Raw genomic sequence first — 24,681 nt, forward strand, 5'->3', positions numbered from 1 at the left:
CCTGGCGAACCTGGCGCGCCTCGTCGGCGGTGACGCGGCCGTCGCGATTGGCGTCGAGGCGGGCGAAGCGCGCATCGGCGCGGGCGAGCGCCTGGTCGCGGGTGACTTCGGCGGCGGGACCGCGCCGCGGCGCGTCCTGGCCGCCTTGGGCAGCCGCGACGCCGGTGGTGGCGAGCAAAGCCGCACCGACCAGCGAAAGGGTGATCGTCTTCTTCATCGTGTCGGAATCCTCTGGCTAGAGCCCGCACTTCCCGTGCGGCACTATGCGCCTTCTGACACTGTCTTGTCGCCGAATTTTCCCTGCACGCGCAAAAGTTTGTCGCAATCTGTCGCAGCGAGGGGTCAGAAGCTGACCCGCACCGTCGCCCTGAGATCGCGGCCGGCGAGCGGCACGAAATCCTTGGTGAAGGAGGCGTGGCGGCGCGCCTCGACGTCGAGGATGTTGTTCGCCGACAGGATCAGGGCGGTCGGGTTCTCGCGCCCGAACGGGCGGATGGTCAGCGACACATTGACCAGTGTGAAGGCCTCGGTCGCTGTCTCGAACGCGGCGATGCGATCCTGCTCGAAGACATGCTCGGCCTCGACCCGGCCCTCGAACATCTCGTTGGCGGCCTCAATCCCGCCGAGAACGCGCAGCGGCGGGATGCGCGGCACCGGGCCGTCGCCGTCGGCGATCGTCGCCTCGACATAGTCGGCGACTCCGTCGACGCTCACCCGCCAGTCGCCGACCCGGGCGACCTGGGCGTTGGCGCCGAACTCGAAGCCCCAATAGGTCGCGTCACGCTGGAAATATTGGAAGACCGGCAGCTCGTCCTGCTCGGCGCCGGTCGCGGCGGCGAAGATGTAATTGTCGAAGCGGTTGTAGAAGAGTGTCCCGTTGATCTGGAACCCCGGCAACGACGCGCGCAGATACAGCTCGCCGCCGACATTGCTCTCGGTCGAGAAGGTCGGGTCGCCGATCTCGAACGCCTGGGTGGCGACGTGGGGGCCGCTCGAGAACAGTTCCTCCGCCGACGGCGCTCGCTCGGCGCGCGACAGGTTGATGCCGGCGCGCACCCGCGGGACGATTTCGTAGGATGCGCCGGCCGCGGCGGAGAAGGAATCGAAGCTGCGGTCGATGCCGAGGGGCGCCGAGGCGACGCCGGCATGCTCGTAGCGCAACGCGCCTTCCAGCTGGACCGGCCCGAATTCGAATTCCTGGAGCGCGAACAGGCCGATCTGGCTGGTCGAGTTGGCCGGCAGGAAAGCCTCCGCGCCGACTGCGTCGAAGTCGCGCACGAAGAACTGGCCGCCGATCACGCCGCGCCAGCCGCCGCGATCCTTCTGGACCAGCTCGGCGCGGCCTTCCATGCCCTGAGTCTCGAACAGGGTGCCGACCTCGTCGCCCTCGAACTCGGTATGCTCGTAATCGGCCGCCGCGAAGCGCACGCGCAGCTGCTCGAAGAAGCCGGCGCCGAGCTTCACCTCGCCGCGCAGGTCGGCACGGATCTGCCTGAGGTCGATGGAGACCGGGGCCTCGCCATGTTCCTCTTCGCCTTCGCCCTCGCCCTCACCGTCGCCTTCGTCATGATGGTGCCCCGCGCCCGGGCGCAGCGGCACGCCGTAGCGGCTGTCGAACAGGCTCAGCGACAGGCCGAGGCTTCCGCCCTCGCGGATCAGCGCGACGCCGACGCCCCCGGTGGTCGTCTCGGTCGCGCTGTTGGGAAGGGTGCCACGAACGCCGGCAAGCGCGCGGGCTTCCGCCGCTTCCTCCAAATGGCCCTCGTCCTCCTCCTCGTCGGCGATCGCCAGCTGCTCCGCGCGCAGTGTCGGCGCCAGCACGAAACCGCCGACATCGAGGTCGTCGGTGCGACGATAGCTGCCGTCGACATGGCCGACCACGCCGCCGCCGAGAGCGAAATCGACGCCGGCGCCGACGCTGCGCTCGTTCGCCGCCGAGCCGTAGCTGGCGAGGCCGTCGATATGGACGATGTCGTCGGGAACGGTGCGCGGGATCCGGCGGTCGAAAATGTTGACCGCGCCGCCGATCGCCTGGCTGCCGAACAGCAGCACCGCCGGGCCGTGAAGCACCTCGATGCGCTCGGCGGTGATCGGATCGATGGTCACGGCATGGTCGGCCGAGGTGTTGGACACGTCGATCGAGCCGATTCCGTCGACCAGCACGCGCACCCGCTCGCCCTGGAAGCCGCGCAGCACCGGCCGCGACGAGCCCGGCGAGAAGCTCGTCGCCGACACGCCAGGAAGCCGCGCCAGCGTATCGCCGAGCTGCGGCCGGATCTCGCGGGCGAGGTCGTTGCCGGTCAGCGCCGAGGTGCCGGCGAGGATGTTGAGGTTGCTGACGAACGGCGCGGTGACGACGACCTCCGCGCCGATCTCCTCATGGACATGGTCGGCCGCCGGGCGTTGATCGTCGGCTGGCGGCGCATCCTGCGCCTGGGCGGGAACGGCAACGAAGGCGGCGGAAAGCAGGAGCAGGGAACGCAAGGGAGGACTCCGGGGTCAGGTTCTGTGCGCGATCTAACTGCGACGTTACAATATAACAAGGGTGAGTTGGCGCCGTACAACAGCTTGTCGCAAGCGATAAACGGCTCGTCCCCTTCACCGTAGAACCCGCTGACAACGGCCATGCTGCGTTTATGATCAGGGGCATAGTTGGTTTGCGTTCGCGTGTGGGCGGGGAGAATGTCGAGTGGTGCGTGGATTGAAGTCGCTTCGGCGGGGCGTTTTCGGAATTGGACTGGCGGGATCGGTCGCGGTGGCGGCGGTCGGGATGCCGGTGATGCATTCGCAGGCGGCGCCCCATGTCCAGGCAGCGACGCTCGCGGTCGCCGCCGGTCAGCAGGCGCGCGCGCAGCAGCGGCCGGCGCCGGCGCGCTCGCAGCGCTCCGTCCAACCGGCCCAGACGCTGAGTCCGGCTCCCGCTCCTTCGACCGCCCAGCTTCCGCTCACCGAGCGCATGGCCCGAAGCGCGCTCGAAGAAAGGGTGCAGGAACTCGGCCACAGTTTCCCCGGCGAGGTCGGCATCGCCGTCCGCGACATCGAGACCGGCTATGTCGCGTCGTGGAACGGCGGCCGCCTGTTCCCGCAGCAGAGCGTCAGCAAATTCTGGGTGTCGCTGACCACGCTCGACGCGGTCGATCGCGGACGTCTCGATCTCGACCGCCGTGTAACCGTGACCCGCGACGACCTCACCCTATTCAGCCAGCCGATCGCGCAGCAGGTCGATGCGGACGGCTACACCACGACTCTGCGCGACCTCATGACCCGCGCGATCACGCGCAGCGACAACACCGCCAACGACTTCCTACTGTGGCAGGCCGGCGGCCCCGAGGCGGTTCGCGCCTTCATCTCCCGCACAGGCATCGAGGGGGTGCGCTTCGGCCCGGGCGAGCGGCTGCTTCAGAGCCAGATCGCCGGCGTACGCTGGACCCAGGCGCTGTCGCGAGGACGCGCCTTCTACACGGCGCGCAACGCGGTGCCGGCGAGCACGCGCCGCCGGCTGTTTGAAGATTATATCGAGGATCCGCAGGACGGGGCATCCCCGCTCGGCTTGACCCAGGGCCTCGCCATGCTCCAGCGCGGCGAGCTCCTCTCGCCCGCCTCGACCCGGCACATGATCTCGACCCTGCGCGCGACCCGCACCGGCCCGAACCGCCTCGCCGGCGGCCTCGCGCCGGGCTGGACGATCGGCCACAAGACCGGCACCGGACAGGTCTTCAACGGCACCCAGGCGGGCTATAACGACATCGGCATCATCACCTCGCCCGACGGGCGCCACTATGCGCTTGCGGTGATGATCGGCCGGGTCAGCGTTCCGCTCGGCGTGCGCATGACGCTGATGAACAACGTCACCCGCGCCGCCATCCAATATCACGACGCGCGGCGGTAAGCCCTAATTCCTCCCCGCGATTTCGCGGGGAGGGGGACCGCCGAAGGCGGTGGAGGGGTTCTTTGCCGCCAGCCTCAAGAACCCCCTCCACCACTCGCCTGCGGCGAGCGGTTCCCCTCCCCGGCAAATGCCGGGGAGGATATGGCTAGGCGTCGTAGTCGACTTCGACGCCTTCGCCCTTGGGCACCGACTGACAGGTCAGCACGTAGCCGGCGGCGATCTCCTCGTCGCTGAGGCCGTAGCGGGCGGCCATCTCGACCTCGCCGTTGAGCACGCGCGCGCGGCAGGTCGCGCACACCCCGGCCTTGCAGGCGAACGGCGCGGGCATTCCGGCGAGGCGGGCGCTGTCGAGGATGTTGCCGGCCTTGGCGTCGAACGGCACGCGGCGGCGTCGGCCGTCGAGCGTCACGGTCATCTGCAGCCCCTCGGCCCGGGCCTGGAGCTGGTGCATCTGCGCCTCGACCGCGGCGTCCGGACGCCCGGCGGTGAAGCGCTCGACGAGGATCCGGTCGGCGGGCACGCCGACTTCCTTCAAGGCCTCCTCGGCGGCGTCCATCATCGGGCCGGGGCCGCAGATGAAGAAGGCGCTGACTTCCTCCGGCTCGATCAGCGAACCGAGGATGAGGTCGCACTTGGTGCGGTCGAGGATGCCGTTGAACAGCTCGATGTCCTCGGCTTCCTCGGCGAGGAAGTGGTGGACCTGGAGACGGTCCATGAAGCGGTTCTTGAGCCGGCTCAGCTCCTCCAGGAAGATCACCGAAGCGCTGTCGCGGTTGCCGTAGAAGAGGGTGAAGCGGCTGTCCGGCTCGGTCAGCAATGCGGTCTTGAGCAGCGACATGACCGGGGTGATGCCCGAACCGCCCGCGAAGCCGGCATAATGGTTGCGCGCGTCCGGCCGGAACTCCCAGGTGAAGGAGCCGTGCGGCGGCATCACCTCCATGTCCTGGCCAGCCTCGAGATTGTCGTTCGCCCAGTTGGAGAAGACGCCCCCGGCGATCCGCTTCACCGTGACCTTGAGCTCGCCGTCCTGTGGCGCGACGCACAGCGAATAATTGCGGCGCACTTCCTCGCCGCCGATGTCGGCCTTCAGCGTCAGATGCTGACCGGGGGCGAAAGCGAAGGTGTCGCGCAGATCGTCCGGGACGGCGAAGCGGATGGACTTGGCCTCCGCGGTCTCGGGCACGACTTCGGCGATGCGGAGGGTATGAAAGCTGACGCTCATCCGGGACTCAATGGCATTTGAACAGGTCGAAGGGCTCCGCGCAGGAGCGGCACCGCCACAAAGCCTTGCACGGGGTCGAGCCGAAACGGCTGATCTCCTCCGTCTCGGCGGAGCCGCATTGCGGGCAATGGACCGCTCGCTCGCCGGGCGCATTGGGCGGCGCGATGCCATAGGCGCGAAGCTTGTCGCGGCCTTCCGGCGTGATCCACTCGGTGGTCCAGGGCGGCGTGAGCGTGGTCTCGATCCGCACGCTGTCGAAACCGGCCGCGTCGAGCGCCTCGCGCACCATCCGCTCGATCACCTGCGTCGCAGGACAGCCGGTATAGGTCGGGGTGAGGACGACGCGATCGTCATGCACCTCGCGCACGATGCCCAGGTCGACGATCGACAGCACTGGGATCTCGGGATCCGGCACATCCTGCAGAACACCCCACAGCGCACCGGTCCGGGACGCGTTGAGAGGCTGGTGAACGCCCATCACCACACCGCGTCGGGATAGGTGCGGGGCAGGAACTGCATGACCGCGATGAGATGGCCGAGATGCTCGCTGTGGTGGCCGCGGCGGCCGCCGAGGATGGGGCGCTGGGGCTTCGGTGCGTCCAGCGTCGCTTCGGCGAGCACCGTCTGGAGGCGCGCGTCGTAGCCGGTGCGGAGCAGGTCGACGTCAGGCCACAGGCCGCGGCCGTTGGCGTCCGCGGCGGCCTCGTCCAGCTCGAACAGCTCGGGGACGAAGCGCCACATCCAGTCGAGGCCGTCGGCCATGCGCGCGCGGCTCTCGTCGGTGCCGTCGCCGAGGCGGATCACCCATTCGGCGGCGAGCTCCTCATGATAGGCGACTTCCTTGACCGCCTTGGCCGCGATCGCAGCGACGCGCTCGTCGGAAGACGCGGCGAGCTGGTCGAACAGGCGCTTCTGCCAGGCCGAGAACAGCAATTGCCGAGCCATCGTCTGGGCGAAGTCGCCATTGGGCTGCTCGACCAGCAGGCAGTTGCGGAAATCGAGGACGTCGCGGTGGAAAGCGAGCGCGTCGCCGTCGCGGCCCCTGCCCTCAATTTCGCCGGCGAGGTTGAGGAAGTGGGTTGCCTGCCCGATCAGGTCGAGAGCGATGTTGGCGAGGCTGAGATCGACCTCGACCGACGGCGCATGGCCGCACCATTCGCCGAGGCGCTGGCCGAGGATCAGGCTGTCGTCGCCGAGGCGAAGAAGCATCTCGAATAGGGTGGCTCGGTGCTCTTCATCGACCGGCGCGTCGAACGCGCCGCCCGGCCGCGTCTTCAGCGCGACTTCCTCGTCCTCGGGTCGGATCGGCGGCAGCGACGGCATCAGATGTGCTTCACGTCGTCGGGGATGTTGTAGAAGGTCGGGTGGCGGTAGATCTTGTCCTCCGCCGGATCGAACATCTGCGCGTCGTCGCGCGGATCGGAGGCGATGATCGAAGCCGAGGGCACGACCCACAGGCTCACCCCCTCCATGCGCCGCGTATAGGTGTCGCGCGCGTGGCGAAGCGCGATCTCGGCGTCGGGCGCGTGCACCGAGCCGACATGGCGGTGCGCCATGCCGCCCTTCGAGCGGACGAACACTTCCCAGAGCGGCCAATCCTTGGACATCAGGCGGCCTCTCGCGCGGCAAGCTTCTCGGCATAAGCGGCGGCGGCCTCGCGGACCCAGGCGCCTTTCTCCCAGGCTTCGCGGCGGGCCTTCATCCGTTCCTTGGCGACGGGCCCCTCGCCCTTCACGACGGCGTAGAATTCCTCCCAGTCGACCTCGCCGAAGTCATAGCCGCCCTTGGCCTCGTTCCACTTCACCTGCGGATCCGGAACGGTGAGGCCGAGCGCGTCGGCCTGCGGCACCGTGATGTCGACGAATTTCTGGCGAAGCTCGTCATTGGTGTCGCGCTTGATCCGCCAGCGCATCGATTGCGCCGTGTTGGGGCTGTTGTCATCGGTCGGGCCGAACATCATCAGGCTCGGCCACCACCAACGGTTGAGGGCGTCCTGCGCCATCCTTTTCTGGTCGGCGGTGCCGGCGCACATCGCCATCATGATCTCGTAGCCCTGGCGCTGGTGGAAGCTCTCTTCCTTGCACACCCGGACCATCGCGCGGGCGTAGGGGCCGTAGGAGGTGCGCTGGAGCGGCACCTGGTTCATGATCGCGGCGCCGTCGACCAGCCAGCCGATCGCCCCGATGTCGGCCCAGGTCAGCGTCGGATAGTTGAAGATGGTGCTGTACTTGGCCTTGCCGGAGTGAAGCGCCTCGATCATCTCCTGGCGGCTCGTTCCGAGCGTCTCGGCAGCGGAGTAGAGATAGAGGCCGTGGCCCGCCTCGTCCTGGACCTTGGCGAGAAGGATCGCCTTGCGTCGAAGCGACGGCGCGCGGCTGATCCAATTGCCCTCCGGAAGCATCCCCACGATCTCGCTATGCGCGTGCTGCGAGATCTGCCGGGTCAGCGTGCGGCGATAGGCCTCGGGCATCCAGTCCTTGGGCTCGATGAACTCGTCCGCGGCGACGCGCGCCTCGAACGCCTCCAGCTTCGCCGGATCCTCGAGATTCTGCACCTGGGCGTTCTTTTGGAGCTCGGTCGTATACATCAAATTCTCCTGGCCGCGGCGCTAGCAGAGCCGCGGTTTCGCAGCAAATAACGCGCGAATCGGTCTGTGGTCGCGGCGGCGATTCGGAAGCCTGCCGGCGGGTGAAACCGACAAACCCGACACATGCCATTCGTTTCGCCCAACACCGTGAACTTCCGCTTTCGGACGTGTGACGAAGCGGCGGCCGGCGGTGCTCATGGAGCGATCATAACCCACAGCGGGGGCTGTAGGAAAATGCATCTCTCGAAGCCGATCACACCCGCTCGATGACCATCGCGATGCCCTGCCCCACGCCGATGCACATGGTGCACAGGGCGTAGCGACCACCGGTGCGCTGGAGCTCCTCGGTCGCGGTGAGCGCGAGGCGGGCGCCCGACATGCCGAGCGGGTGGCCGAGGGCGATGGCGCCGCCATTCGGGTTCACATGGGGCGCGTCGTCGGGAAGGCCGAGGCGGCGCAGCACAGGCAGGGCCTGGGCGGCAAATGCCTCGTTGAGCTCGATGACGTCCATGTCGGCGATGGTGAGGCCGAGGCGCTTCAGCAGCTTCTCCGACGCCGGCGCCGGGCCGATGCCCATGATGCGCGGCGGCACGCCCGCGACTCCCGCGCCCAGGATTCGGGCGCGCGGGGTGAGGCCGTTGCGCTTCGCCGCTTCCTCCGACGCGACGATCAGGGCCGCCGCGCCGTCATTGACGCCCGAGGCATTGCCCGCCGTGACGGTGCCGTCGCCGCGAACGATCGGCTTCAGTTTCGCCAGCTGCTCGACGCTGGTCGCGCGCGGATGCTCGTCCTTGTCGACGACGAGCGGGTCGCCCTTGCGCTGCGGGATCTTCACCGGGACGATCTCCGCAGCGAGCCGGCCGTTGGCCTGCGCCGCCGCGGCCTTGGCCTGGCTGCGCACGGCAAAGGCGTCCTGGTCCTCGCGGGTCACCTGGAACTCCTGGGCGACATTCTCGCCGGTCGACGGCATCGTGTCGTCGCCATAGGCCGACTTCATCTTCGGGTTGACGAATCGCCAGCCGATCGTGGTGTCATACATCTCGGCATTGCGGTCGAAGGCTTGTGAAGCCTTGGCCATGACGAAGGGCGCCCGGCTCATGCTCTCCGAGCCGCCGGCGATCAGCAGGTCGGCCTCGGACCCGCGAACCACCCGCGCCGCCATCGCCACCGCGTCGAGCCCCGAGCCGCACAGGCGGTTCAAGGTCACGCCGCCCGACTTGTCCGGCAGCCCCGCCAGCAGGCCCGCCATGCGCGCGAGATTGCGATTGTCCTCGCCGGCCTGGTTGGCACAGCCGAGAATGACGTCGTCCACCTCGTCCCAGTCGACATTCGAGTTGCGCTCGATCAGCGCCCGGATTGGGATCGCGGCGAGATCGTCGGCGCGGACATGGGCAAGCGCGCCGCCATAGCGGCCGATGGGCGTGCGGATCGCATCGCAGATAAAGGCGTCGGTCATGGGGAGCGCCTTAGCCCCAGGCGGGGCGGAGTTGAACCATGTACGACAACCCACCATTTACCGGTTCGGCGGGCTTGCGCGGCCCGTTCGGCTTCGCTAGGGAGCCGCCTCCGGCCAGCCCCAAAAAGTGGCCGGGTGTGGGCGTGTAGCTCAGTGGTAGAGCACTGTGTTGACATCGCAGGGGTCGCAAGTTCAATCCTTGCCACGCCCACCATTTTCTTCCCAGTTGGATCAGTCACTTAGTGTGAGCAGCGTAGGCTGCTCCACAGTGGTCTCTTGGTTCAGTTGTACCAAGCTCACTAGACAATGCGGCGCGGCAGCCATGCGCCCTCATCTCGGACAGTTTGTTTCCCCCCTGCCCCCCTTCCCCCTAACTTTCTGGGTCTCTGCTAGCGTCGCTGAGACCCAAACCAGTCAGTTAGGGATCAGCTCACTATGCCTGAGCTCGGCGATGCTCCAATTCGAATGGTGGGCACAAACCCGTGCTCGCGGTTCTGATCGTAGATGAGCATCTCGAGATCGGCTTTCGGCATCCAGACGCGACCTGTCTCGACGGCGAGAGAAACCGGCAGGACCGGAAAGAGATGGATCACCGTTCCTTCTCCGTGGCGCGCTTTTATTGCGTCGTATGCCCTGCGTAGCGCGGCGCGGAACGCGGCGAGGTCTTCGGGCTGGCGGACGAGGTCATTGCCCGGTTCGGTGACTACAATGGACCACACGGCGACGCCGGGACCCAGCACCCGCTCTATCCGATCGTCGGTGACTGTCGCGCTCACGGCGAGCTTGAGCACCACAGGCCCCTCCGCGTCGGCTGGCGGGTCCTTCGCGATGAACTCGAGCACGGGCCGATCGCGCTGCCATTTCCACGTCGGCGGCTCCCGATGCCTCTGGTGCACGGTAGTGGGCACGATCTCGTACAGCAGCCGTCCTAACTCGATCAAGAGCGGCTGGGGCGCGAGCGCGAAGACGCTGAGATGTGTTATCTCCTGCCGCTCGATCCTTCCCCCGACGCGCTCCTTAAATAGCTGCTGGAGATTCCTTCGCTGCATCTGCCAATATTCGGGCTCGTCGTCGCGGTAGGTCGAGCCGACCAGTTCGAGGTCTATAGTCTGCCGACTCGCGGGATGCCGATCCGGCGGCATCGCCGAGAATATGGCCTGAGTCGAAACCAAAGCTTCGTTGGCGCCTATTGTCGCTCCGAATCGAAGAACGTGCGACGCCCGCTCCTCGTCTATGCCGGCGTTGGTCTCGACCCGAGTCTCGTGCGCGTCCTTCATTGCGAGCAGCACGGATTCGGGATGCTCGTCTGGCGCGTCCACGTCGATTAGTTTGTGGTGCCTGGCACAGAGGAGCATTAGGTTATCCAAGCTCTTGGCGAGTAGCCGCGAGCGCACCTCGTCCCCACGTGGCCCGCCCGGGGCGTCCGCGACGATGTGGGCAATAAAGCCGTATAGGCCATCCTCCTTGCCCGCGATAAGGTCGCCAACCAGGGATTGGTTGCAGCCCCGGTACTCGCACCTTCCCGCCGCTCGCGCCCACAGGGCCGACTGAACCCTCTGGGGCACGCTGGACTTCGCCATTAACCGACCTCCCTTACGGACTTTCGAACCCTCGCGACGTAACGTCGCCGACCTCGACCCGACAGGGCGGACGGCCCCTCTGGAAAAGTGTCGCGCTCATCAGCAGGCCGTACCATTTGGCGCGCACGACCACGAGAACCGCGAACGGAATGTCCCGCTCGCCGTCCACCAGCCCCTCCATTGACCGCACGTCTTCCAGGCTCGGGATAGGGATGTGGTTGGGGTGCGAGTGCCATTCGCCGAGGTAGTTGAAGCGGCCGTAGTTCGCCCCGGTTCGTGAAAAGAACCCCTCCAACGCCGCGCGGTGATCGTCGACGGATCGTACGAAGTGCGCGGCCCCACCGACCTGACCGTCCACAGTAAATTCGACCAGCCTAAAATGTCCCGGCTTGATCTGCTCCGCCATCAGGACGCCTCCGACCTCGTTCCGGCCTCCGCGCCGGACAGCCCGCCTCAGCTTCCTCCGCAGCGCTTTAGGTATATCCAGTCTCACGAACTCCCGCCCTCCGGCGCCGCGGGAAAGAATTCCCGCACCATCGCGTTCAACTCGTCCGCGATATTCTCGTCGGTGGGCGGCCCCCACTCGCCCTCGGGCTTTAGGTCGATCGGCCACGTCTCGAACGGAGCGCCGAAGATCCAGCCAGGCTTCAGGCCCACCGCGTAGGCAGCCTGAGGGAAAAGCGATTCGTCCCTAGTTAGCGCATCCACGACCAGGCGGGAGACGTGCGCCGCCATCACCGTCACGTCGGCGTCGTCGGCCACGATCAGTGGGACGCCGCCGGGGAGGGACAGGCCGTACTGCTCGGCCGTTCCCGCCGGCGGAAGCACGCCATGTTCGGCGCACCAGGCGAGGATCTGCCGTCGCGCTGCGTGTGGTACCGGCTCGACGCCCGGCCGCAGCCGCGCAACCAGGCCGCCGATGCCACCGGCAAAAACCTCGCCCCAAACCAACGTGCGACGCTCGCTTTTGGCTACCGCCCCGCAAAGGTTGAACACCTGCGGGTCGGCCGTGGCGTCGACAATCACGTCGCAACCGCCGATCGCCACGAGGGCGGCGTCGGTGGCATCTGAGCTCTCCTGTCCACCGAGGTCTAAGCGCCGCTTCTCGACCGCGGCCGACGGCCGGATCTGGCCGATGCGGTCCTCGACGGCGTCGGGCTTACTTAGGCCGACCGAGCGCCAATCTAGGTCGTTGCGTACGACGTTGTCCGCCAACATCAGATCTCCGTCCACCAGGACGAAGCGGCCAACACCGGATCTGGCCAGCGAGGCGGCGACCTTCGAACCCACCGAACCGCAGCCAACGATGGCCACAGAGGCGGCGGAGAGTCGCGCGTATTCCGGCGGTAGCCTCGCCCCCGATGATGGTGGGACGGCCACGGTGCGGTAGTCGAAGACCGTGCGAGTGCCGCTACCCGCCGGAATGCTCAACAGCCGGAACGTCCCGCCACACTCGATCACGAAGGGCATCTCGGCGTCGGATTTATCCACTCGCGCCACGAGGTCTTCGCGCTGGGAAAGTTCAGCGATCGTCCGCAGCAACCCGTAGTCCGGCTTAATCTTGGAAAGGAAGCTGGCGTCAATCCTAACGAACAGGCCCTTGCGCACTCGATAGGTCGGCAGTTCCAACGATGCGTCCCAGCGCACGGCGTCGCCATCCATGACCCTGCGAGGGAACGCCAGCCAGTAGCCGGCTACGAAGTGCTCGACCACCTCAACGTCGAGAACTTGATACTGCGGCAAGGCCATCAACCCCGACTTCGCGGCGCTCGACACGATGAACCGCAGGGTCTGCTTACGGACGCTCTGCCCGATTGTCGTCCGGTGTGCGCTCGCCACCTCGGCGGCCGTGCCAGGTGTTGGCGCCTCGCCCGCGAGCAGGCGATGGGCGCTCTCGATTAGCATCGCTCCAGTGTAGGCCGGTTCCCAATTGTCTGGCCGGTACTCGAGGCATAGCTCGCCAGCGGGGCCATATTGGTGCCCGGACAGCCTAATGCCATCACGCGAGGTGACCTGCGGCGGCATATCTGGAAAGAAGCTGGGGTAGGTCATCGTGAGCGGGACGACTTCTCCCGACCTTTCAATCTCGAAGTCCGCGCAAAGCCGTCCCTCCGGCGTAATCCGCCATGCGACCTCGCGAAGCCACGCGCTCCGCTCCTCCAGCTCCGCAACCCCTAAACGTTCGCTCCGCGCCCTGCTAGGGAGCGACGTCCACCAAATCACGCAAACCCTTCGGGCTTACTGGGCACGCGCGCGGTGCTGCCGAACGACGGCGCCGAGGCTCCCGCCGATACGCTCGTTGCGCCACGCAGCAGGGAGCCCTGTCCCGCGCCCGCTCGCCCCTCGGCGCGCTTCGCCAGCTCTACGCCGATATGTGGCGAGAGCGCCTCCGTGATCAGCCTCGGACTCTCCATGCCGGCGGCCTTGGCGAAGTCCTCTCTGGCCTGCCGCAGCCAGGCAAAGAAAGACCGCTCCCGCTCAGGATATTCGGCCCACTTGTCGGCGAAGTTCTCCATGGGATCGCTGGGGTTGCGGATCACCGCGCGGTTGCGCTGGTCGCGCTCTATGAAGCGCTCCATGTTAGACAAAATCATCAACAGCGCGTCGGCCACATCGGCCTCGCCATTGTAGGCGTGGGCCGCCAGCGTCGTGATGATAATTGAAATCGGACAGCAGTTGACCTCGTCCTCCGCGAACATGATGTCGCGATGCCGCTTGAGGATCATGATCGAGGCCTGCAGCGGCGTGCGGACGCGGTAGTCGGGTATCCAGGACTAGTTGCTAGCAAAGTGACGTAGAAGCTCAGAAGACGCGCGCTAGCAGTCACCAATCCAAAGCGGCCGCTGCGTCCTTCATAAAACTCGGACTGTATCGGGCGTAGGTCTTCTCGGTGACCCGGGTGGACGTGTGGCCCAGGAACTGAGCGATCTTCTGCATCGGCACGTCGGCCTGGGCCATCCACACGCCCGCGGTGTGGCGGAACACGTGCGGTGAGCACGGCACCCCGGCTTTCTGCGCTGCCGTTCTGATTGCCTTCTTCACGCTCTTCACCGGCTTGCCGTCCCACTCGATCACGTAATCCGTCAGCGCTCCGCGCGCGGCCTCCTCCAAGGCGAGGAAGTTCCGCATGTTCATAGGCACCTCCGTTTCCCGCTTGTTGGTCTGGTGGCGCCCAGCTGGGGCGTAGTTGATGGTGCGGTGCTTGAGGTCTACCTGCTCCCACTTCAGGGCCAGGATCGACTTCATCCGCGCGCCGGTGGTGACTGCAAGGATGATGAAGAGACGAATGTGCGGCGTCTTCACGTGCTCGAGTAGACGCTCGAGCTCGTCCTTCGTCAGGTACCGGCTGCGCGGTTTGCTCGATGGCGGCGTCCAGACGTGGGTGTTGCCCCTCCCATAACGGAGGTTGAGGCACGCTCGCAGATACTCGAGTTCAATGCGGATCGTGCTGTTGGCACGGCCCAGCCGTTTGCGCTGCTTAGCGTATTCACGACAGAGATCGTGATCGATCGTCGAGCCGAGCCGCTCGCCGAAGAAAGGCCCGAGTGCCTTCCAGGCGTTCTTCAGCCTCGATAGGTCCGACAGCTCCTTCGAGCGGTCATTGACGTAAGCCGCCCATAGATCAGCCACCCGCTCCGACGCCGGCCGATGAAGATTGCTCCAGATCTCACGCGCACGCGCTTCGGCTAGGCCGCGGTCATTCGTCCCAGTCGAGCGGCGAATGCGGCTTGGGCCGGAGCCATAGGCGAGCGCGAGTTTTCCTCGGTGGGGGACGAGCTTGTAAGGAACTGACATTCGTAACGCTGAACCTCAATTGCAGGGATGCGGATGAGCTTGCCGAGGCGGAAGGCTTTCAGTTGGCCACGATGGTACATCTGGCGCACCTTCTCCGAGCTGCAGCCCCAGCGCTCCGCCAGGGTTTCAGGGGTGTAGGGCTTCTCGCTCACCGACAATTCTCCTCGTTCAAGAGGAGGCGGTAACCGGGGTGCACGCGGCGCCTCAATGGGCGCCGCAATGCATGTCCTGGTTATGATGTCGATTTTGGAGCGGCTTCTTCTCGCCCAGGCGCTTGGGCAAACGGGGACGTGTAGCCAATGATTGTCGCACCCTCGGCGATCAGGTCGCTAAGGTCTTCGACAATCAACCGCTTCTCCTCGGACTCTTGATCGAGCCCGTCGAGCTGCCCCTCCCAGAGGACCTCCAGCTTGTGCATCACCGCCAGGAACGAGGGGGCATTCAGATTGAGTAACGCGTCCTGTTGCGCGGCCACGGCGCGCTCCAGAGCGTCCCGCTCATGAGGCTGGGCCTGTTCCAGACGCTGGTTCAGGTCCAAATAGGCGCCGTACATCTTGTCCCAGGCGGCGCGACGGGTAACGGTGGTCTTAGCCACTCTCATCTCCTCAACAGATGGGTTGGTTAGGGTCGGGTGCGGGTTCCAGCCGCGTCCGACCCGCTCCATCTAGGCGAGCACTGTGGCAAAAGCAATATCCGATAGCAGAAAAAACGAGGCTGAACGCCGAGGACGCGGCCGGCCCCGAACCGGAATTGGGCCATCTATAGGGCTCCGCCTTCATCCCGAGTTGAGCGATGCTGTCGACGACTGGATCGCCGGGCGGCCTGAACCAAAACCTTCCCGACCCGAGGCTATTCGCCAACTTCTTGCACGGGCGTTGGCGCTCAAGTCCTAGATACGTGCTAAGAAGGGACCTCCTAGACCTGAGCAATAATTAAAGAGATCGACATCCTTCGCCACTTGCCGCGACTTGCCGCGGCAAAAGACGTGAAATAGCCCGTATCCAGGTTATCCTCAACTTCAGGTTGGCTCGACAATTTGAGAAAATCTATGATCTAAGCCGTTTCACGCCACAAGGGGCAGGCTCGCGCCTGCCCCGTAAGAGCGTCAAGCAGCCGCACGGATCCGCTCAACCCTGACGACGCCCTGGACGACGTAGTCCCCGATCAGGTCCGGTTCCAAATTCAGATCGAGATCCTCCAACATCTGCCGGAACCGCTCGTAGCTCACCGGCGCGTTTCGCACGTCTCGCATGTGGAACGAGTACAGGTCGTAAAGGTCGCGGCACTTCATCTCGCCGTCTGGAGCCCGGCGCACGTTGTTAGCGTCGTCAAGGAACGCCTGAACCGAGTTGTTGATGCGGCGAACCTGGTTGAGCCGGCGCTCGTGGCAGGCGGGGAGGGTGTAACCGCGCTGGTCGAGCAGACGGCGAAGACCCTCGAGCGCCCATGCGGCGATCGCCTCGCGCTCCTCCGCCACGATGATCTCGGCCAGGTTCTCCATCTTGTCCTCCTCACGCACCGGGTGGTTGAAGTCGAGGATCAGCCAACGGCGGACGAACCCGCGGGTGGAGTCGCGGCTCATCGGCAGGTAGTTCGAGGCGAACCAGTGGGCGCACTTCGGCACGAATACGAAGCCGTCCTTGCCCTTGAACTCGCCGCGGATCGGCGAGCCCTCGACTACCTCCTTGAACACGTTGCCAGTGATCATCCCATTCTCCGGAAGCTCGCCGCAGATGTTGGCGACCTTCCCGACAAGGTCGGTCAGGGTGAACCGCTCGCCCCACTGGTCCGGGCCCAGCTCCGCGGTCGCGTCGGGCGGCAGCATGGCGCGGAGCACCTTCAGGATTTGGGTCTTGCCCGTGCCGGCGCGGCCGAACAGTAGGAATGCCCGCTGGTAGTGGGTGGAAAGCCCGAACAGCGTCGCGGCGAACATCTCCTGGAGCGCGAGCACCCGGTCGTCGAAGTCGTCTTCCCTGCCCCAGCAGTTGGCCAGGAACTCAAGCCAGCGGTTACACCGCGCGGCGTTGTTCTGGTGATATTCGAACGGCAGGGTAAAGGTGGCACCGTACCTCGGATCGTGATCCAGCACGGCCAGATCCTCGCCCACAAACCCATTAGCGAAGTTGATGCCCCTCTTATCGACCTGGGCAAGTGGCTCCTTACACATCCGCCTGAGCACGTCGACAATGGCACGGTAGTCACTGTTACGACGTACAAGGGCGGACGTGGTTACGTTCTCCGCCACGTGCATGTAAATCGCGTCTTCGTCGAGCTTCGCGAAGGAGCTCCCGGTCCACTGCCAGAACTGACCGTGATCGTAGCGGATGGCTGCTGACCTCTGGAGCTCCTCAAGTACCTGAGCGGCTACTGCTCCGTGGTTCTCTGCTTCTCCTTGCTTAAGGCCCTTGCGCGCGTTCGTGAGAATGCGAGCGAGGTCCCGCTTCGCGTACCCCATCTGCTTGCAGTGGCGAACCAAGTGGCTGAAAAGCCCATCCTCATGCGACTCCGGGAAGCGGTCGTCCCGAGCCACGAGCGTCAGCACCTCCTGCACGGCAGTGGCCACCCAGTCATCACAGGCTGGATGCTCGAGGATCCGTTGATCAAACCACTCTCTGGCTCGAGTCAAAGTCCAACGCTGCTCTCGGTTCAGTGCGTCGGCCCTCACAACACTGGGATGCTCGCGCCACTCGTCGGGGAGGTTCGCGTCCCAGCCATTCGGCATGGTCTTGCCCTTCTCCAGGTCCTTGATGAGGAACTCGAGCAGCTTGGCGACGCCCTTCTGGGGGTCCATCGCATCGCCCGTCACCTTGGCGGTGAACGCCTCGACCCAATGGTACATCTGCTGGATCGCGTCCCAGAGGCTGAAGCTGGCGCTGCGGTCGATGCCGAGCACCACGCGCGCCAGGTAGCCGGCGTGACGAACCATCATCACGTCGCGCTCGCCGGACGGGATCACGTCGATCGGCGACGACCGGCCACCGGACCCGAGCTCGAAGCCCTTCTTGCTCAGGACGCCGCGCAGCTTCTCTTCGATGTCCTCACCCAGCTCGGGGATCTGGTCGAGGATCTCCCAGAGGTTCGCATTGGCGGTGTAGGGCCGCTGCGTCTCCGGGTGGATCGAGGGCGGCATCACCATCTGGTTGCCCTGACCCAGGAACTCGCAGATCATCCCGCCATCGGCGCCGCGCAGCTTGAAGTTGCGCTGACCCTCCCAGCGGTAGACCAGGCCCATGCCCTTCTTGCCGACGCGCACCCACGGAGCCGGGCCGCAGGCTTCAATGATCGCCGCGGTGAGGGCCTCGTCCTCGGTGTCGATGTCGATCGCGCACAGGCCCGAAGCCTGGCCGAACGGCAGACCGATGTTGCCGCGGGGGTAGGAGGCCAGCCAGTGCTGCTGCTCGAGCTCGGTCGGCATGCGCGTCCCGAAGATCGACCACTGGTTGATGTCCGGCATCTTGTTCCGCTCGCGCAGCGGGATGACCGGCAGGCCAGCGGCCCAGTAGATGGGCGCGAACGCCTCGAAGATTGCATTATTCACTTGTGAGGTTCTCCTGGTTCGATTGAAACAGGAGCGGCCACATACATACGTGTCGGCGCAGGTCAGCCACTCGCGCGCAACGAGTCCAGGATTAGGGATGCGAAACTGGAGCGTTGGCTATGATCACAGGACCTGGGGCCGGTTATCGACCTCGGGGAGGTTCGAAAAGTTTGGATTTTTCGAGGGCGCGGGTTCTTAAAGCCCCGAGATGAGGGCCAATAAGGGTACGACCCTTTTATGGCCGTTTGCGTTGGGGCGGCTGGAACTCTGCCTCGCATATCGCAAAATAATTTTCTGGATTCCTGGGCTTCAATCGCTGACCCGCGCCGCGTAGGGATACGGCGCAAGCCAACGCATTCGCGCGAAAAGGCGCATCGCCGCCGCTCGTATTATGGCTGATTATGGCCGGCAGCGGACGGTCCGGTCTTGGTAATGTTCGGCTGACTTGCGGACGCTCAGTCAGACCCGAGAGAGTCGGGGAGTTTCGGACGTCGTCCCGATCTAGACGACGATGCATATGGTCGCCCTTCGTCTGCCAGCGGGCGCAATGGCGCTGGTCCAGGCCCTTCTTGGCCGGGGACCATCGGCCCGCCTAGTCAATCCTCGTTGTCGTGGTCCTCGGCGCCCTCGGTGGCGGCGCCGCGCTCGCTCTGGTGCTCGTAGGATTCGGCGCTGCGCAGAGTGAAGGCCCGCGGGTCAAAGCGCGTTACGGCCCACGCCCCTGCTGCGATCGCGAGACCGGCTGCGAGATAGGCGATCGGCCCTGGGGCGCGGGCGTCGCCCGCGGATGGATGCCGGTCGGCTGGCTTCGTCCCGTCGACCATCGCGCGCACGAGATTCTCGCGGGTGAGCAGCGACATCACGACCACCGCGAGTATGTGGATCACGACCAGCGCGAGCAACGACCAGCCGAGCAATTCGTGAACGTCTTCCGCCAGGATAACCCCGGTCCACACGGTTGTCGCGACCATTGCAAGCAACAGGAGAACGCTCAACGCGCCGAGCGCGTTATGCCCCATCGTCGGCTCTGGCCGACCGTGCAGCAGTTCGCGCAGGTGCCCGGCAAGGGCCGAAGGCTTCACGAAGGTCATGAACCGACTGTGCTCGCCACCCACGAACCCCCAGACGAGCCTGAAGGCGACGAGAAGGCCGGCAACCCATCCGGACAGGATATGCCAGTCATTCAGCGCGCTTTCCTCCTCCGCCGAGACGAGCGCGAGCGCGATCGCGGCGACGAGGAGCCAGTGGAACAGGCGCAGCGGCAGGTCCCACACTCGGAGCCTGGCTCGCGCCGGACCGGAAAGGGCATTGCTCGCCATCACAACCTCCCAGCGAATCCCTTGCACATGATCCTGCGCCAGCGAGTGATCTGTATCACTAGGTAACCTTACCGATAAGAGCAGGAGGTCGAAGGGGAACATGCCTGATGCGAAGGAGGCGGACGGTGAGAATCGGACGGTGTGCAGGAGCGGCTGCGCTGGCGCTCGCGTTCGCGACCCCGGCGAGCGCGCATTGCGATGGCCTCGACGGCCCGGTGGTCACGGCGGCGCGACAGGCGCTCGACGCCAACGATCCCAATCGGGTCCTCATCTGGGTCCAGCCCGGTGACGAAGCGGAGACCCGCGCCGCCTTCAATCACGCGGTCGCCGTTCGGCGTCTCGGCCCCGAAGCGCGCGAGCTGGCCAACCGCTTCTTCTTCGAGACTCTCGTGCGCCTGCACCGTGCGGGCGAAGGCGCCCCCTATACCGGGCTTCAGCCTGCAGGACGCGACATCGGCCCAGCATCCGGCTTGCCGACCAGGCATTGGCGACCGGGAGCGACGGTGAGGTGGCCAGCTTCATCGGCGGCCAGGTGGCGCGCAGCATCCACGACCACTTCCAGGATCTTCAGAGTAAGCGCCGCTTCGACCCCTGCGACCTCGCGTCCGGCCGGGCCTATGTCGCCAGCTACGTCTCCTTCATCCACTATGTGGAGGGGCTGGATTCAGCCGCGAGACGCGCGGCGGAGAGCCATTATCCCGACGCGCCCGGCACCCAGGCCGACTCGCACAAAGGCACCCCGGCACTAAGCTAGAAGTGAGCGGTCGGCGGTGTCAGCAGGCGGCGGCGCGCACGCAGCCGACCGTCACGGACTCGCGCAGCCGCGTCATGTGAAGCGCTGACAGCTTGAGATGGGCCTGCATTGCCGCCCAGCCCTCCGCCCGATAGGCGAGATCGAGCTCAAAACGCGCGCGGCGCATATGATAGTCGCGGCTCGATTCGATCGTCATGGTCATCCCTCCTCGGCGCAGCATGGCTCCTCACGAGAAATGTGCGTTGATATGGATCACCGGGACGTCGCCGCCGCGGTCTAGGCCGTGCGGCGAAAGGGAGGCGTGAAGGCGTGGACATCCTGTTCTTCGGCAAGCTCGGCGATCGCATCGGCCGCGAGATCCGCATAGAGCCGCCACCCGGCGGCTGCACGGTGCGCGAACTGCGCGCCTTGCTCGCGTCGCTCTACCCGGCGGCGGAGGCGGACCTGACCAGCCCGTCGCTCCGCGCCTGCGTCGGCGATGAGATCGTCGCCGAGGATTTTCATGTCGGCGCGGGGCGCAGCGTCGAGTTCTTCCCGCCGCTGTCGGGCGGATGATCGGAATGATCGACGCCCGCCTGACCGATCTGCCGCTCGACCCGGCCGTCGAGATGTCGCGCTTCATGGGGAAGCTCGGCGAGGAAGGCGCCGTGGTCAGCTTCGCCGGGGTCGCGCGGCCGCGGACCCGGGACGGCGCTGAGGTCGAGCGGATTTTCCTCGACCATCATCCCCGCCTCACCCAGCGTTCGATCGACGAGATCGCCCGGGCGGCGACCCAGCGCTTCGCGGTCAGCGCGATCACCGCGACGCACCGCTTCGGGGCGGTGCTCCCCGGCGAAACCATCGTGTTCGTCGCGGCAGCTTCGATTCACCGCCGCGCCGCGTTCGAGGCCGCCGACTATGTGATGGACCGGCTGAAGACCGAGGCTGTGTTCTGGAAGAGGGAGGACTCGGTTGACGGCTCGCGCTGGATTGAGCCAACCGATGCCGACCGCGCCGGACGGGCGCGCTGGAGCGAATGATGCCCGGCATCGACGAGAGCCTGACATTCTACCCGCTGCGCATCGCCGTTCTCACCGTGTCCGACACGCGCGACGAGGAAACCGACAAATCCGGGCGGCTGCTGGTCGATCGCTTGACGGCCGCTGGCCACCAGCTTGCCGGCAAGGCGATCGTCAGGGACGATGTGGAGGCGATCCAGGCGCAGGTCCGGACCTGGGTGGCGGACGAAAGCGTCGATCTCGTCATCTCCACCGGCGGCACCGGCTTCACGCCTCGCGACGTGACTCCCGAGGCGGTGCGGCCGCTGTTCCGGCGCGAAATGGACGGCTTCTCGGTCGTGTTCCACCAGGCGAGCCTCGGCACGGTGGGCGTATCGACGCTTCAGTCGCGCGCCTGTGCCGGCCAGATCGACGACACGTTCATCTTCTGCCTGCCCGGCTCGACCGGCGCCTGCCGCGATGGCTGGGATCTCGTCCTCTCGCTCGAGCTCGACAGCCGCTACCGGCCCTGCTCGCTGGCGGGGCAGGTGCCGCGCCTCAGGCATCTGTGCGCATGAGCCGGCTCACCCATATCCGCGACGACGGCCGCGCCGCGATGGTCGACGTGTCCGACAAGGCGCCGACCCACCGGGTCGCGACCGCCGAAGGCAGGCTGCGCTGCGTCGCCGAGACCCTGGTCAGGGTGCGCGCCGGCGAGACTCCGAAGGGCTCCGTGATCCAGACCGCGGAGCTGGCCGGCATCATGGCCGCCAAGCGCACCGCCGACCTCATTCCGCTGTGCCATCCGCTGCCGCTCAGCAAGGCCGCCGTGGTGATCGGGATCGACGAGGCTCTCCCCGGCTTCCATGTCGCCGCCGAGGTGCGGACGCTTGGAGTCACGGGGGTCGAGATGGAGGCGCTGACCGCGGTTTCGGTCGCTTGCCTGACCCTGTTCGACATGCTGAAGGCGGTCGACCGGACGATGTCGATCGAGGGCATCCGCGTCACCGCGAAGACCGGCGGCAAGTCCGGCGACTGGCACGAAGGCGGCGGCGCGGCGTGATCCCGTTCGACGAAGCGCTCGAGCGCGTCCTCGCCATTGCCAAGCCGCTCGGCGCCGAGGAGGTGCCGCTGGCCGAAGCGCATGGCCGGGTTCTCGCCGCGCCGATCACCGCACTGGTGTCGGCGCCTCCGGCCGACGTGTCGGCGATGGACGGCTATGCGGTCCGCGAGGGCGACCTCGCCGCCCTCCCCGCGACATTGCCCATCGCCGGCGAATCGTTCGCCGGGCGCGGTCATCACGGCGGGATCGAGCCGGGAACCTGCGTGCGCATCTTCACCGGTGCTCCGGTCCCGCCCGGCGCTGACCGGGTGATCGTTCAGGAAGTGGTGCGCCGCGAGGGCGATACCGCCGTCTTCGAGGCGGCGCTCTCTCCCGCCCGCCATATCCGCGCCGCCGGCTCCGACTTCCGCGCCGGCGACGTCCTTCTGGACAGCGGGACATTGCTCGGCCCGCGCCAGCTGGTCGCGGCGGCGGCGGCGGATCTCGACCGGCTCACGGTGGCGCGCCGGCCAAAGGTGATGGTGCTGAGCACCGGCGACGAGCTCGCCGAGCCAGGCACCGCGAGTCATCGTGCGCAGGCCATTCCCGAAAGCGTCTCGTTCGGAGTCGCGGCCATGGCCGAGGCATGGGGCGCGAGCTTCATGGGCAGCGTCACGCTCGCCGACCGTCTCGAGGACATGGTTCGCGCGGCCGGGCTGGCGCTTCGCGACGCCGACCTCGTGGTGGTGACCGGCGGCGCCTCCGTCGGCGAGAAGGACTTCGCCAAGCCGATGTTCGCCGAGCAGGGCCTGGAGCTGGTCTTCTCGAAAGTCGCGATCAAGCCGGGCAAGCCGGTGTGGCTCGGTCACGCGCGCGGGCGGCTCGTCCTCGGCCTGCCGGGCAATCCGACGTCGGCGATGGTCACCGCGCGACTTTTCCTCGCGCCGCTCGTCGCCGGGCTGGTCGGCCGCGATCCGCGCGCCGCGCTGCGCTGGCGCAGCCTCCAGCTTGCGGACGGCCTGCCGCCGACCGGCGACCGCGAGACCTTCGCCCGGGGAATCATCGAGGGCGAGACGGTGCGGGTGCTGTCGAACCAGGATTCGAGCGCGCAGAAGACACTGGCCGATTGCGATATGCTGGTTCGACTAGTGCCCGGGAGGGCCGCGGTCGAAGCCGGAGGCCGGGTCGACGTCCTCGACTTCTGAGGCCAGGCGCCGCTCAGCCTCGGCGAGGTCCTCGGGACGGTTGAGGTTGAAGAAGCGGCGCGAGTCCCAGTCGACTGCGGCATAACCCGCCAACTCAGCGAAACCGATCAGCGAGCGGCGGCCCGAAGCGACATAGTCGGGTAGCAGGTCGAGCGTTTCGGTGCGCCACATCGCGCAGGTCGGGTGGAGGTCGGGCGCGCTGCGAGCCAGCGCGACGCCGTTCGTGCCGATCGCCGCCTCGAGCGCGGCCGCGAGGTCTCCCGGCACGAACGGCGCGTCGCACGGGATCGTCAGAACCATCTCCCGCCCCGCTTCGCGCGCCGCCGTGAGGGCTGAGCGCAATCCCGCGAGCGGCCCTTCGATGGCCGGGTCGTCGAGCAGCACGGGCACGTCCACGCCCTCGATCTGCCTTCGGTCGCGCAAAGCGACCCGCACGTCGTCGGACCAGGCGCGGGCCTTGCGCAGCGCCCGGTCGACGAGGCGCTCGCCGTGGAGCATGCGCAGCGGCTTGGCGCCGCCCATGCGCTGCCCCTCACCGCCGGCGAGGATCACGACCAGAGGCGCGGTCATGTCAGCAGAAGCTTGAAGCCGGCGATGACGAGGACGAGGCCAAGGGCCTGGAGCAGGCGGTGGCGCGGCAGGCGCGAGACGCCGCCCCAGATGCCGAGCAGGGCCCCGACCGCCACCGCGCCGACGAAGATCGGAAGCTCGGCCGGGAGCGCCTGAACGCCGGCATAATTGCCGGCGAGGCCCGCGGCCGAGTTGAAGAAGATGAAGGCCGCGGCGACTCCCGACGTCTTGCGCGGCTCTTCCCAGCCGAACAGGATGATGAGTGGGCTCAAGAAGATGCCGCCGCCGGTGCCGGTGAGGCCGGCGAGAAAGCCGAGACCTGCTCCGGCCGGAAGGCTGACGGCGAGCGACGGCGGCTCGCGCGTTCGGGCGGCGAGACGCTCCGGCTGCCAGAACAGTCGGACCGCCGCGGCGATCAGCACGATACCGACGAGCGGCCGGTACAGCTCGGAGGGGAGCTGGATCAGGCCGCCGACAAAGGCGGCCGGGACCGCGGTGATCGCGAATGCGGCGAGGAGGCGGAAATTGGTCTGGCCCTGGCGCGCGAAGCTGAGCGCTGCGAGCCCCGCAACGACGAGGTTCAGCGCCAGCGCGGTCGGCCGCATCGTCTCCGGGGCGACCGAGAACAGCGCCATGATGGCGAGATAGGCCGACGCCCCGCCATGGCCGACCGACGAGTAGAGGGCCGCGGCAATGGCCATCATCATAGCGATCGCCGCTACGCTGGTCACATCCATCGCCTGCCCT

24 protein-coding genes, 1 tRNA gene and 2 pseudogenes are annotated in these 24,681 nt (G+C 66.6%); 8 read left to right on the forward strand and 19 right to left on the reverse strand.

Going from position 1 to position 24,681, the window contains the following annotated elements; all coding sequences use genetic code 11:
* Together G7B71_RS06110 and G7B71_RS06115 are read right to left on the reverse strand one after the other, a co-directional pair.
* Window positions 1–217: pseudogene (locus G7B71_RS06110) on the reverse strand (EF-hand domain-containing protein); the annotation flags it as partial.
* Between the two features lie 125 nt (window positions 218–342).
* On the reverse strand, window positions 343–2,484 hold the full coding sequence (locus G7B71_RS06115) for a TonB-dependent receptor (RefSeq protein ID WP_166038965.1): 2,142 nt from the start codon (window positions 2,482–2,484) through the stop codon (window positions 343–345).
* Between the two features lie 208 nt (window positions 2,485–2,692).
* On the opposite strand from G7B71_RS06115, the gene bla reads away from it, so the two are divergent.
* Window positions 2,693–3,889 (forward strand): class A beta-lactamase, encoded by a 1,197-nt coding sequence (gene bla / locus G7B71_RS06120; RefSeq protein WP_243406126.1) that lies wholly within the window; start codon window positions 2,693–2,695, stop codon window positions 3,887–3,889.
* A gap of 145 nt (window positions 3,890–4,034) precedes the next feature.
* On the opposite strand, the gene G7B71_RS06125 is transcribed toward bla, so the two are convergent.
* The 6 genes from G7B71_RS06125 to pcaF form a co-directional block, all read right to left on the reverse strand.
* On the reverse strand, window positions 4,035–5,111 hold the full coding sequence (locus G7B71_RS06125; RefSeq protein ID WP_166038967.1) for a ferredoxin--NADP reductase: 1,077 nt from the start codon (window positions 5,109–5,111) through the stop codon (window positions 4,035–4,037).
* A gap of 7 nt (window positions 5,112–5,118) precedes the next feature.
* Window positions 5,119–5,589: a 1,2-phenylacetyl-CoA epoxidase subunit PaaD gene (paaD, locus tag G7B71_RS06130; RefSeq protein WP_166038970.1), complete on the reverse strand. Its 471-nt coding sequence runs from the start codon at window positions 5,587–5,589 to the stop codon at window positions 5,119–5,121.
* Window positions 5,589–6,434, reverse strand: a complete 846-nt coding sequence (gene paaC, locus G7B71_RS06135; RefSeq protein WP_166038972.1) for a 1,2-phenylacetyl-CoA epoxidase subunit PaaC — start codon at window positions 6,432–6,434, stop codon at window positions 5,589–5,591. Before paaC ends, paaD begins: the two co-directional genes overlap by 1 nt.
* Window positions 6,434–6,718: a 1,2-phenylacetyl-CoA epoxidase subunit PaaB gene (paaB, locus tag G7B71_RS06140; RefSeq protein WP_166038973.1), complete on the reverse strand. Its 285-nt coding sequence runs from the start codon at window positions 6,716–6,718 to the stop codon at window positions 6,434–6,436. The genes paaC and paaB overlap by 1 nt, the downstream gene beginning before the upstream one ends.
* Complete coding sequence (gene paaA, locus G7B71_RS06145) at window positions 6,718–7,698, reverse strand: 1,2-phenylacetyl-CoA epoxidase subunit PaaA (RefSeq protein WP_166038975.1); 981 nt, start codon at window positions 7,696–7,698, stop codon at window positions 6,718–6,720. The genes paaB and paaA overlap by 1 nt, the downstream gene beginning before the upstream one ends.
* Window positions 7,699–7,951: 253 nt before the next feature.
* On the reverse strand, window positions 7,952–9,154 hold the full coding sequence (pcaF, locus tag G7B71_RS06150; protein WP_166038977.1) for a 3-oxoadipyl-CoA thiolase: 1,203 nt from the start codon (window positions 9,152–9,154) through the stop codon (window positions 7,952–7,954).
* Between the two features lie 139 nt (window positions 9,155–9,293).
* Between pcaF and G7B71_RS06155 the strand changes: the two genes are divergently transcribed.
* Window positions 9,294–9,368: transfer RNA gene (locus G7B71_RS06155), tRNA-Val, on the forward strand.
* A 211-nt stretch (window positions 9,369–9,579) separates the two neighbouring features.
* Here G7B71_RS06155 and G7B71_RS06160 read toward each other — a convergent pair.
* From G7B71_RS06160 to G7B71_RS06200, 8 genes are all read right to left on the reverse strand, one after another.
* Complete coding sequence (locus G7B71_RS06160; RefSeq protein ID WP_166038979.1) at window positions 9,580–10,734, reverse strand: SAVED domain-containing protein; 1,155 nt, start codon at window positions 10,732–10,734, stop codon at window positions 9,580–9,582.
* Window positions 10,735–10,747: 13 nt separating this feature from the next.
* Entirely contained in the window at window positions 10,748–11,227 is a 480-nt protein-coding gene (locus G7B71_RS06165) for a Mov34/MPN/PAD-1 family protein (protein ID WP_166038981.1), read from the reverse strand.
* Window positions 11,224–12,639 carry a ThiF family adenylyltransferase gene (locus tag G7B71_RS06170; RefSeq protein WP_243406127.1) on the reverse strand — a complete coding sequence of 472 codons (1,416 nt, stop codon included), beginning with the start codon at window positions 12,637–12,639 and terminating at the stop codon, window positions 11,224–11,226. The genes G7B71_RS06165 and G7B71_RS06170 overlap by 4 nt, the downstream gene beginning before the upstream one ends.
* Window positions 12,640–12,953: 314 nt before the next feature.
* Entirely contained in the window at window positions 12,954–13,460 is a 507-nt protein-coding gene (locus G7B71_RS06175) for a hypothetical protein (RefSeq protein WP_207774725.1), read from the reverse strand.
* Window positions 13,461–13,557: 97 nt separating this feature from the next.
* Window positions 13,558–14,529, reverse strand: a complete 972-nt coding sequence (locus G7B71_RS06180; protein ID WP_243406128.1) for a site-specific integrase — start codon at window positions 14,527–14,529, stop codon at window positions 13,558–13,560.
* Window positions 14,530–14,761: 232 nt separating this feature from the next.
* Window positions 14,762–15,124 carry a hypothetical protein gene (locus G7B71_RS06190; RefSeq protein ID WP_166038990.1) on the reverse strand — a complete coding sequence of 121 codons (363 nt, stop codon included), beginning with the start codon at window positions 15,122–15,124 and terminating at the stop codon, window positions 14,762–14,764.
* Window positions 15,125–15,634: 510 nt separating this feature from the next.
* Complete coding sequence (locus G7B71_RS06195) at window positions 15,635–18,067, reverse strand: phage/plasmid primase, P4 family (protein ID WP_166038992.1); 2,433 nt, start codon at window positions 18,065–18,067, stop codon at window positions 15,635–15,637.
* A gap of 596 nt (window positions 18,068–18,663) precedes the next feature.
* A complete protein-coding gene (locus G7B71_RS06200; protein ID WP_166038994.1) occupies window positions 18,664–19,386 on the reverse strand; it encodes a cytochrome b/b6 domain-containing protein in 723 nt (240 codons plus the stop codon).
* A gap of 107 nt (window positions 19,387–19,493) precedes the next feature.
* Between G7B71_RS06200 and G7B71_RS15640 the strand changes: the two are divergent.
* Window positions 19,494–20,140 (forward strand): annotated as a pseudogene (locus G7B71_RS15640) (DUF6448 family protein).
* 19 nt (window positions 20,141–20,159) lie between these two features.
* Here G7B71_RS15640 and G7B71_RS06210 read toward each other — a convergent pair.
* On the reverse strand, window positions 20,160–20,336 hold the full coding sequence (locus G7B71_RS06210; protein WP_166038998.1) for a hypothetical protein: 177 nt from the start codon (window positions 20,334–20,336) through the stop codon (window positions 20,160–20,162).
* A 113-nt stretch (window positions 20,337–20,449) separates the two neighbouring features.
* On the opposite strand from G7B71_RS06210, the gene G7B71_RS06215 reads away from it, so the two are divergent.
* Genes G7B71_RS06215 through G7B71_RS06235 form a run of 5 tightly spaced genes read left to right on the forward strand, consistent with a single transcriptional unit; the run spans window position 20,450 to window position 23,364 of the window.
* The gene (locus G7B71_RS06215; protein ID WP_166039001.1) at window positions 20,450–20,695 is read left to right on the forward strand and encodes a MoaD/ThiS family protein; all 246 of its coding nucleotides are present in this window, start codon (window positions 20,450–20,452) and stop codon (window positions 20,693–20,695) included.
* Between the two features lie 5 nt (window positions 20,696–20,700).
* Window positions 20,701–21,159: a molybdenum cofactor biosynthesis protein MoaE gene (locus G7B71_RS06220; RefSeq protein ID WP_243406129.1), complete on the forward strand. Its 459-nt coding sequence runs from the start codon at window positions 20,701–20,703 to the stop codon at window positions 21,157–21,159.
* A complete protein-coding gene (gene moaB, locus G7B71_RS06225; RefSeq protein ID WP_166039005.1) occupies window positions 21,159–21,695 on the forward strand; it encodes a molybdenum cofactor biosynthesis protein B in 537 nt (178 codons plus the stop codon). The genes G7B71_RS06220 and moaB overlap by 1 nt, the downstream gene beginning before the upstream one ends.
* Window positions 21,692–22,180: a cyclic pyranopterin monophosphate synthase MoaC gene (moaC, locus tag G7B71_RS06230; RefSeq protein ID WP_166039007.1), complete on the forward strand. Its 489-nt coding sequence runs from the start codon at window positions 21,692–21,694 to the stop codon at window positions 22,178–22,180. Before moaB ends, moaC begins: the two co-directional genes overlap by 4 nt.
* The gene (locus tag G7B71_RS06235; RefSeq protein WP_166039009.1) at window positions 22,177–23,364 is read left to right on the forward strand and encodes a molybdopterin molybdotransferase MoeA; all 1,188 of its coding nucleotides are present in this window, start codon (window positions 22,177–22,179) and stop codon (window positions 23,362–23,364) included. Before moaC ends, G7B71_RS06235 begins: the two co-directional genes overlap by 4 nt.
* On the opposite strand, the gene G7B71_RS06240 is transcribed toward G7B71_RS06235, so the two are convergent.
* Both G7B71_RS06240 and G7B71_RS06245 read right to left on the reverse strand, forming a co-directional pair.
* A complete protein-coding gene (locus tag G7B71_RS06240) occupies window positions 23,305–23,934 on the reverse strand; it encodes a molybdenum cofactor guanylyltransferase (protein ID WP_166039011.1) in 630 nt (209 codons plus the stop codon). The genes G7B71_RS06235 and G7B71_RS06240 overlap by 60 nt on opposite strands.
* Entirely contained in the window at window positions 23,931–24,665 is a 735-nt protein-coding gene (locus tag G7B71_RS06245) for a sulfite exporter TauE/SafE family protein (RefSeq protein ID WP_207774726.1), read from the reverse strand. Before G7B71_RS06245 ends, G7B71_RS06240 begins: the two co-directional genes overlap by 4 nt.
* Window positions 24,666–24,681: the final 16 nt, after the last annotated feature.

The organism is Sphingosinicella sp. YJ22, assembly GCF_011320075.1.
In the GTDB taxonomy this organism is placed as follows: domain Bacteria; phylum Pseudomonadota; class Alphaproteobacteria; order Sphingomonadales; family Sphingomonadaceae; genus Allosphingosinicella.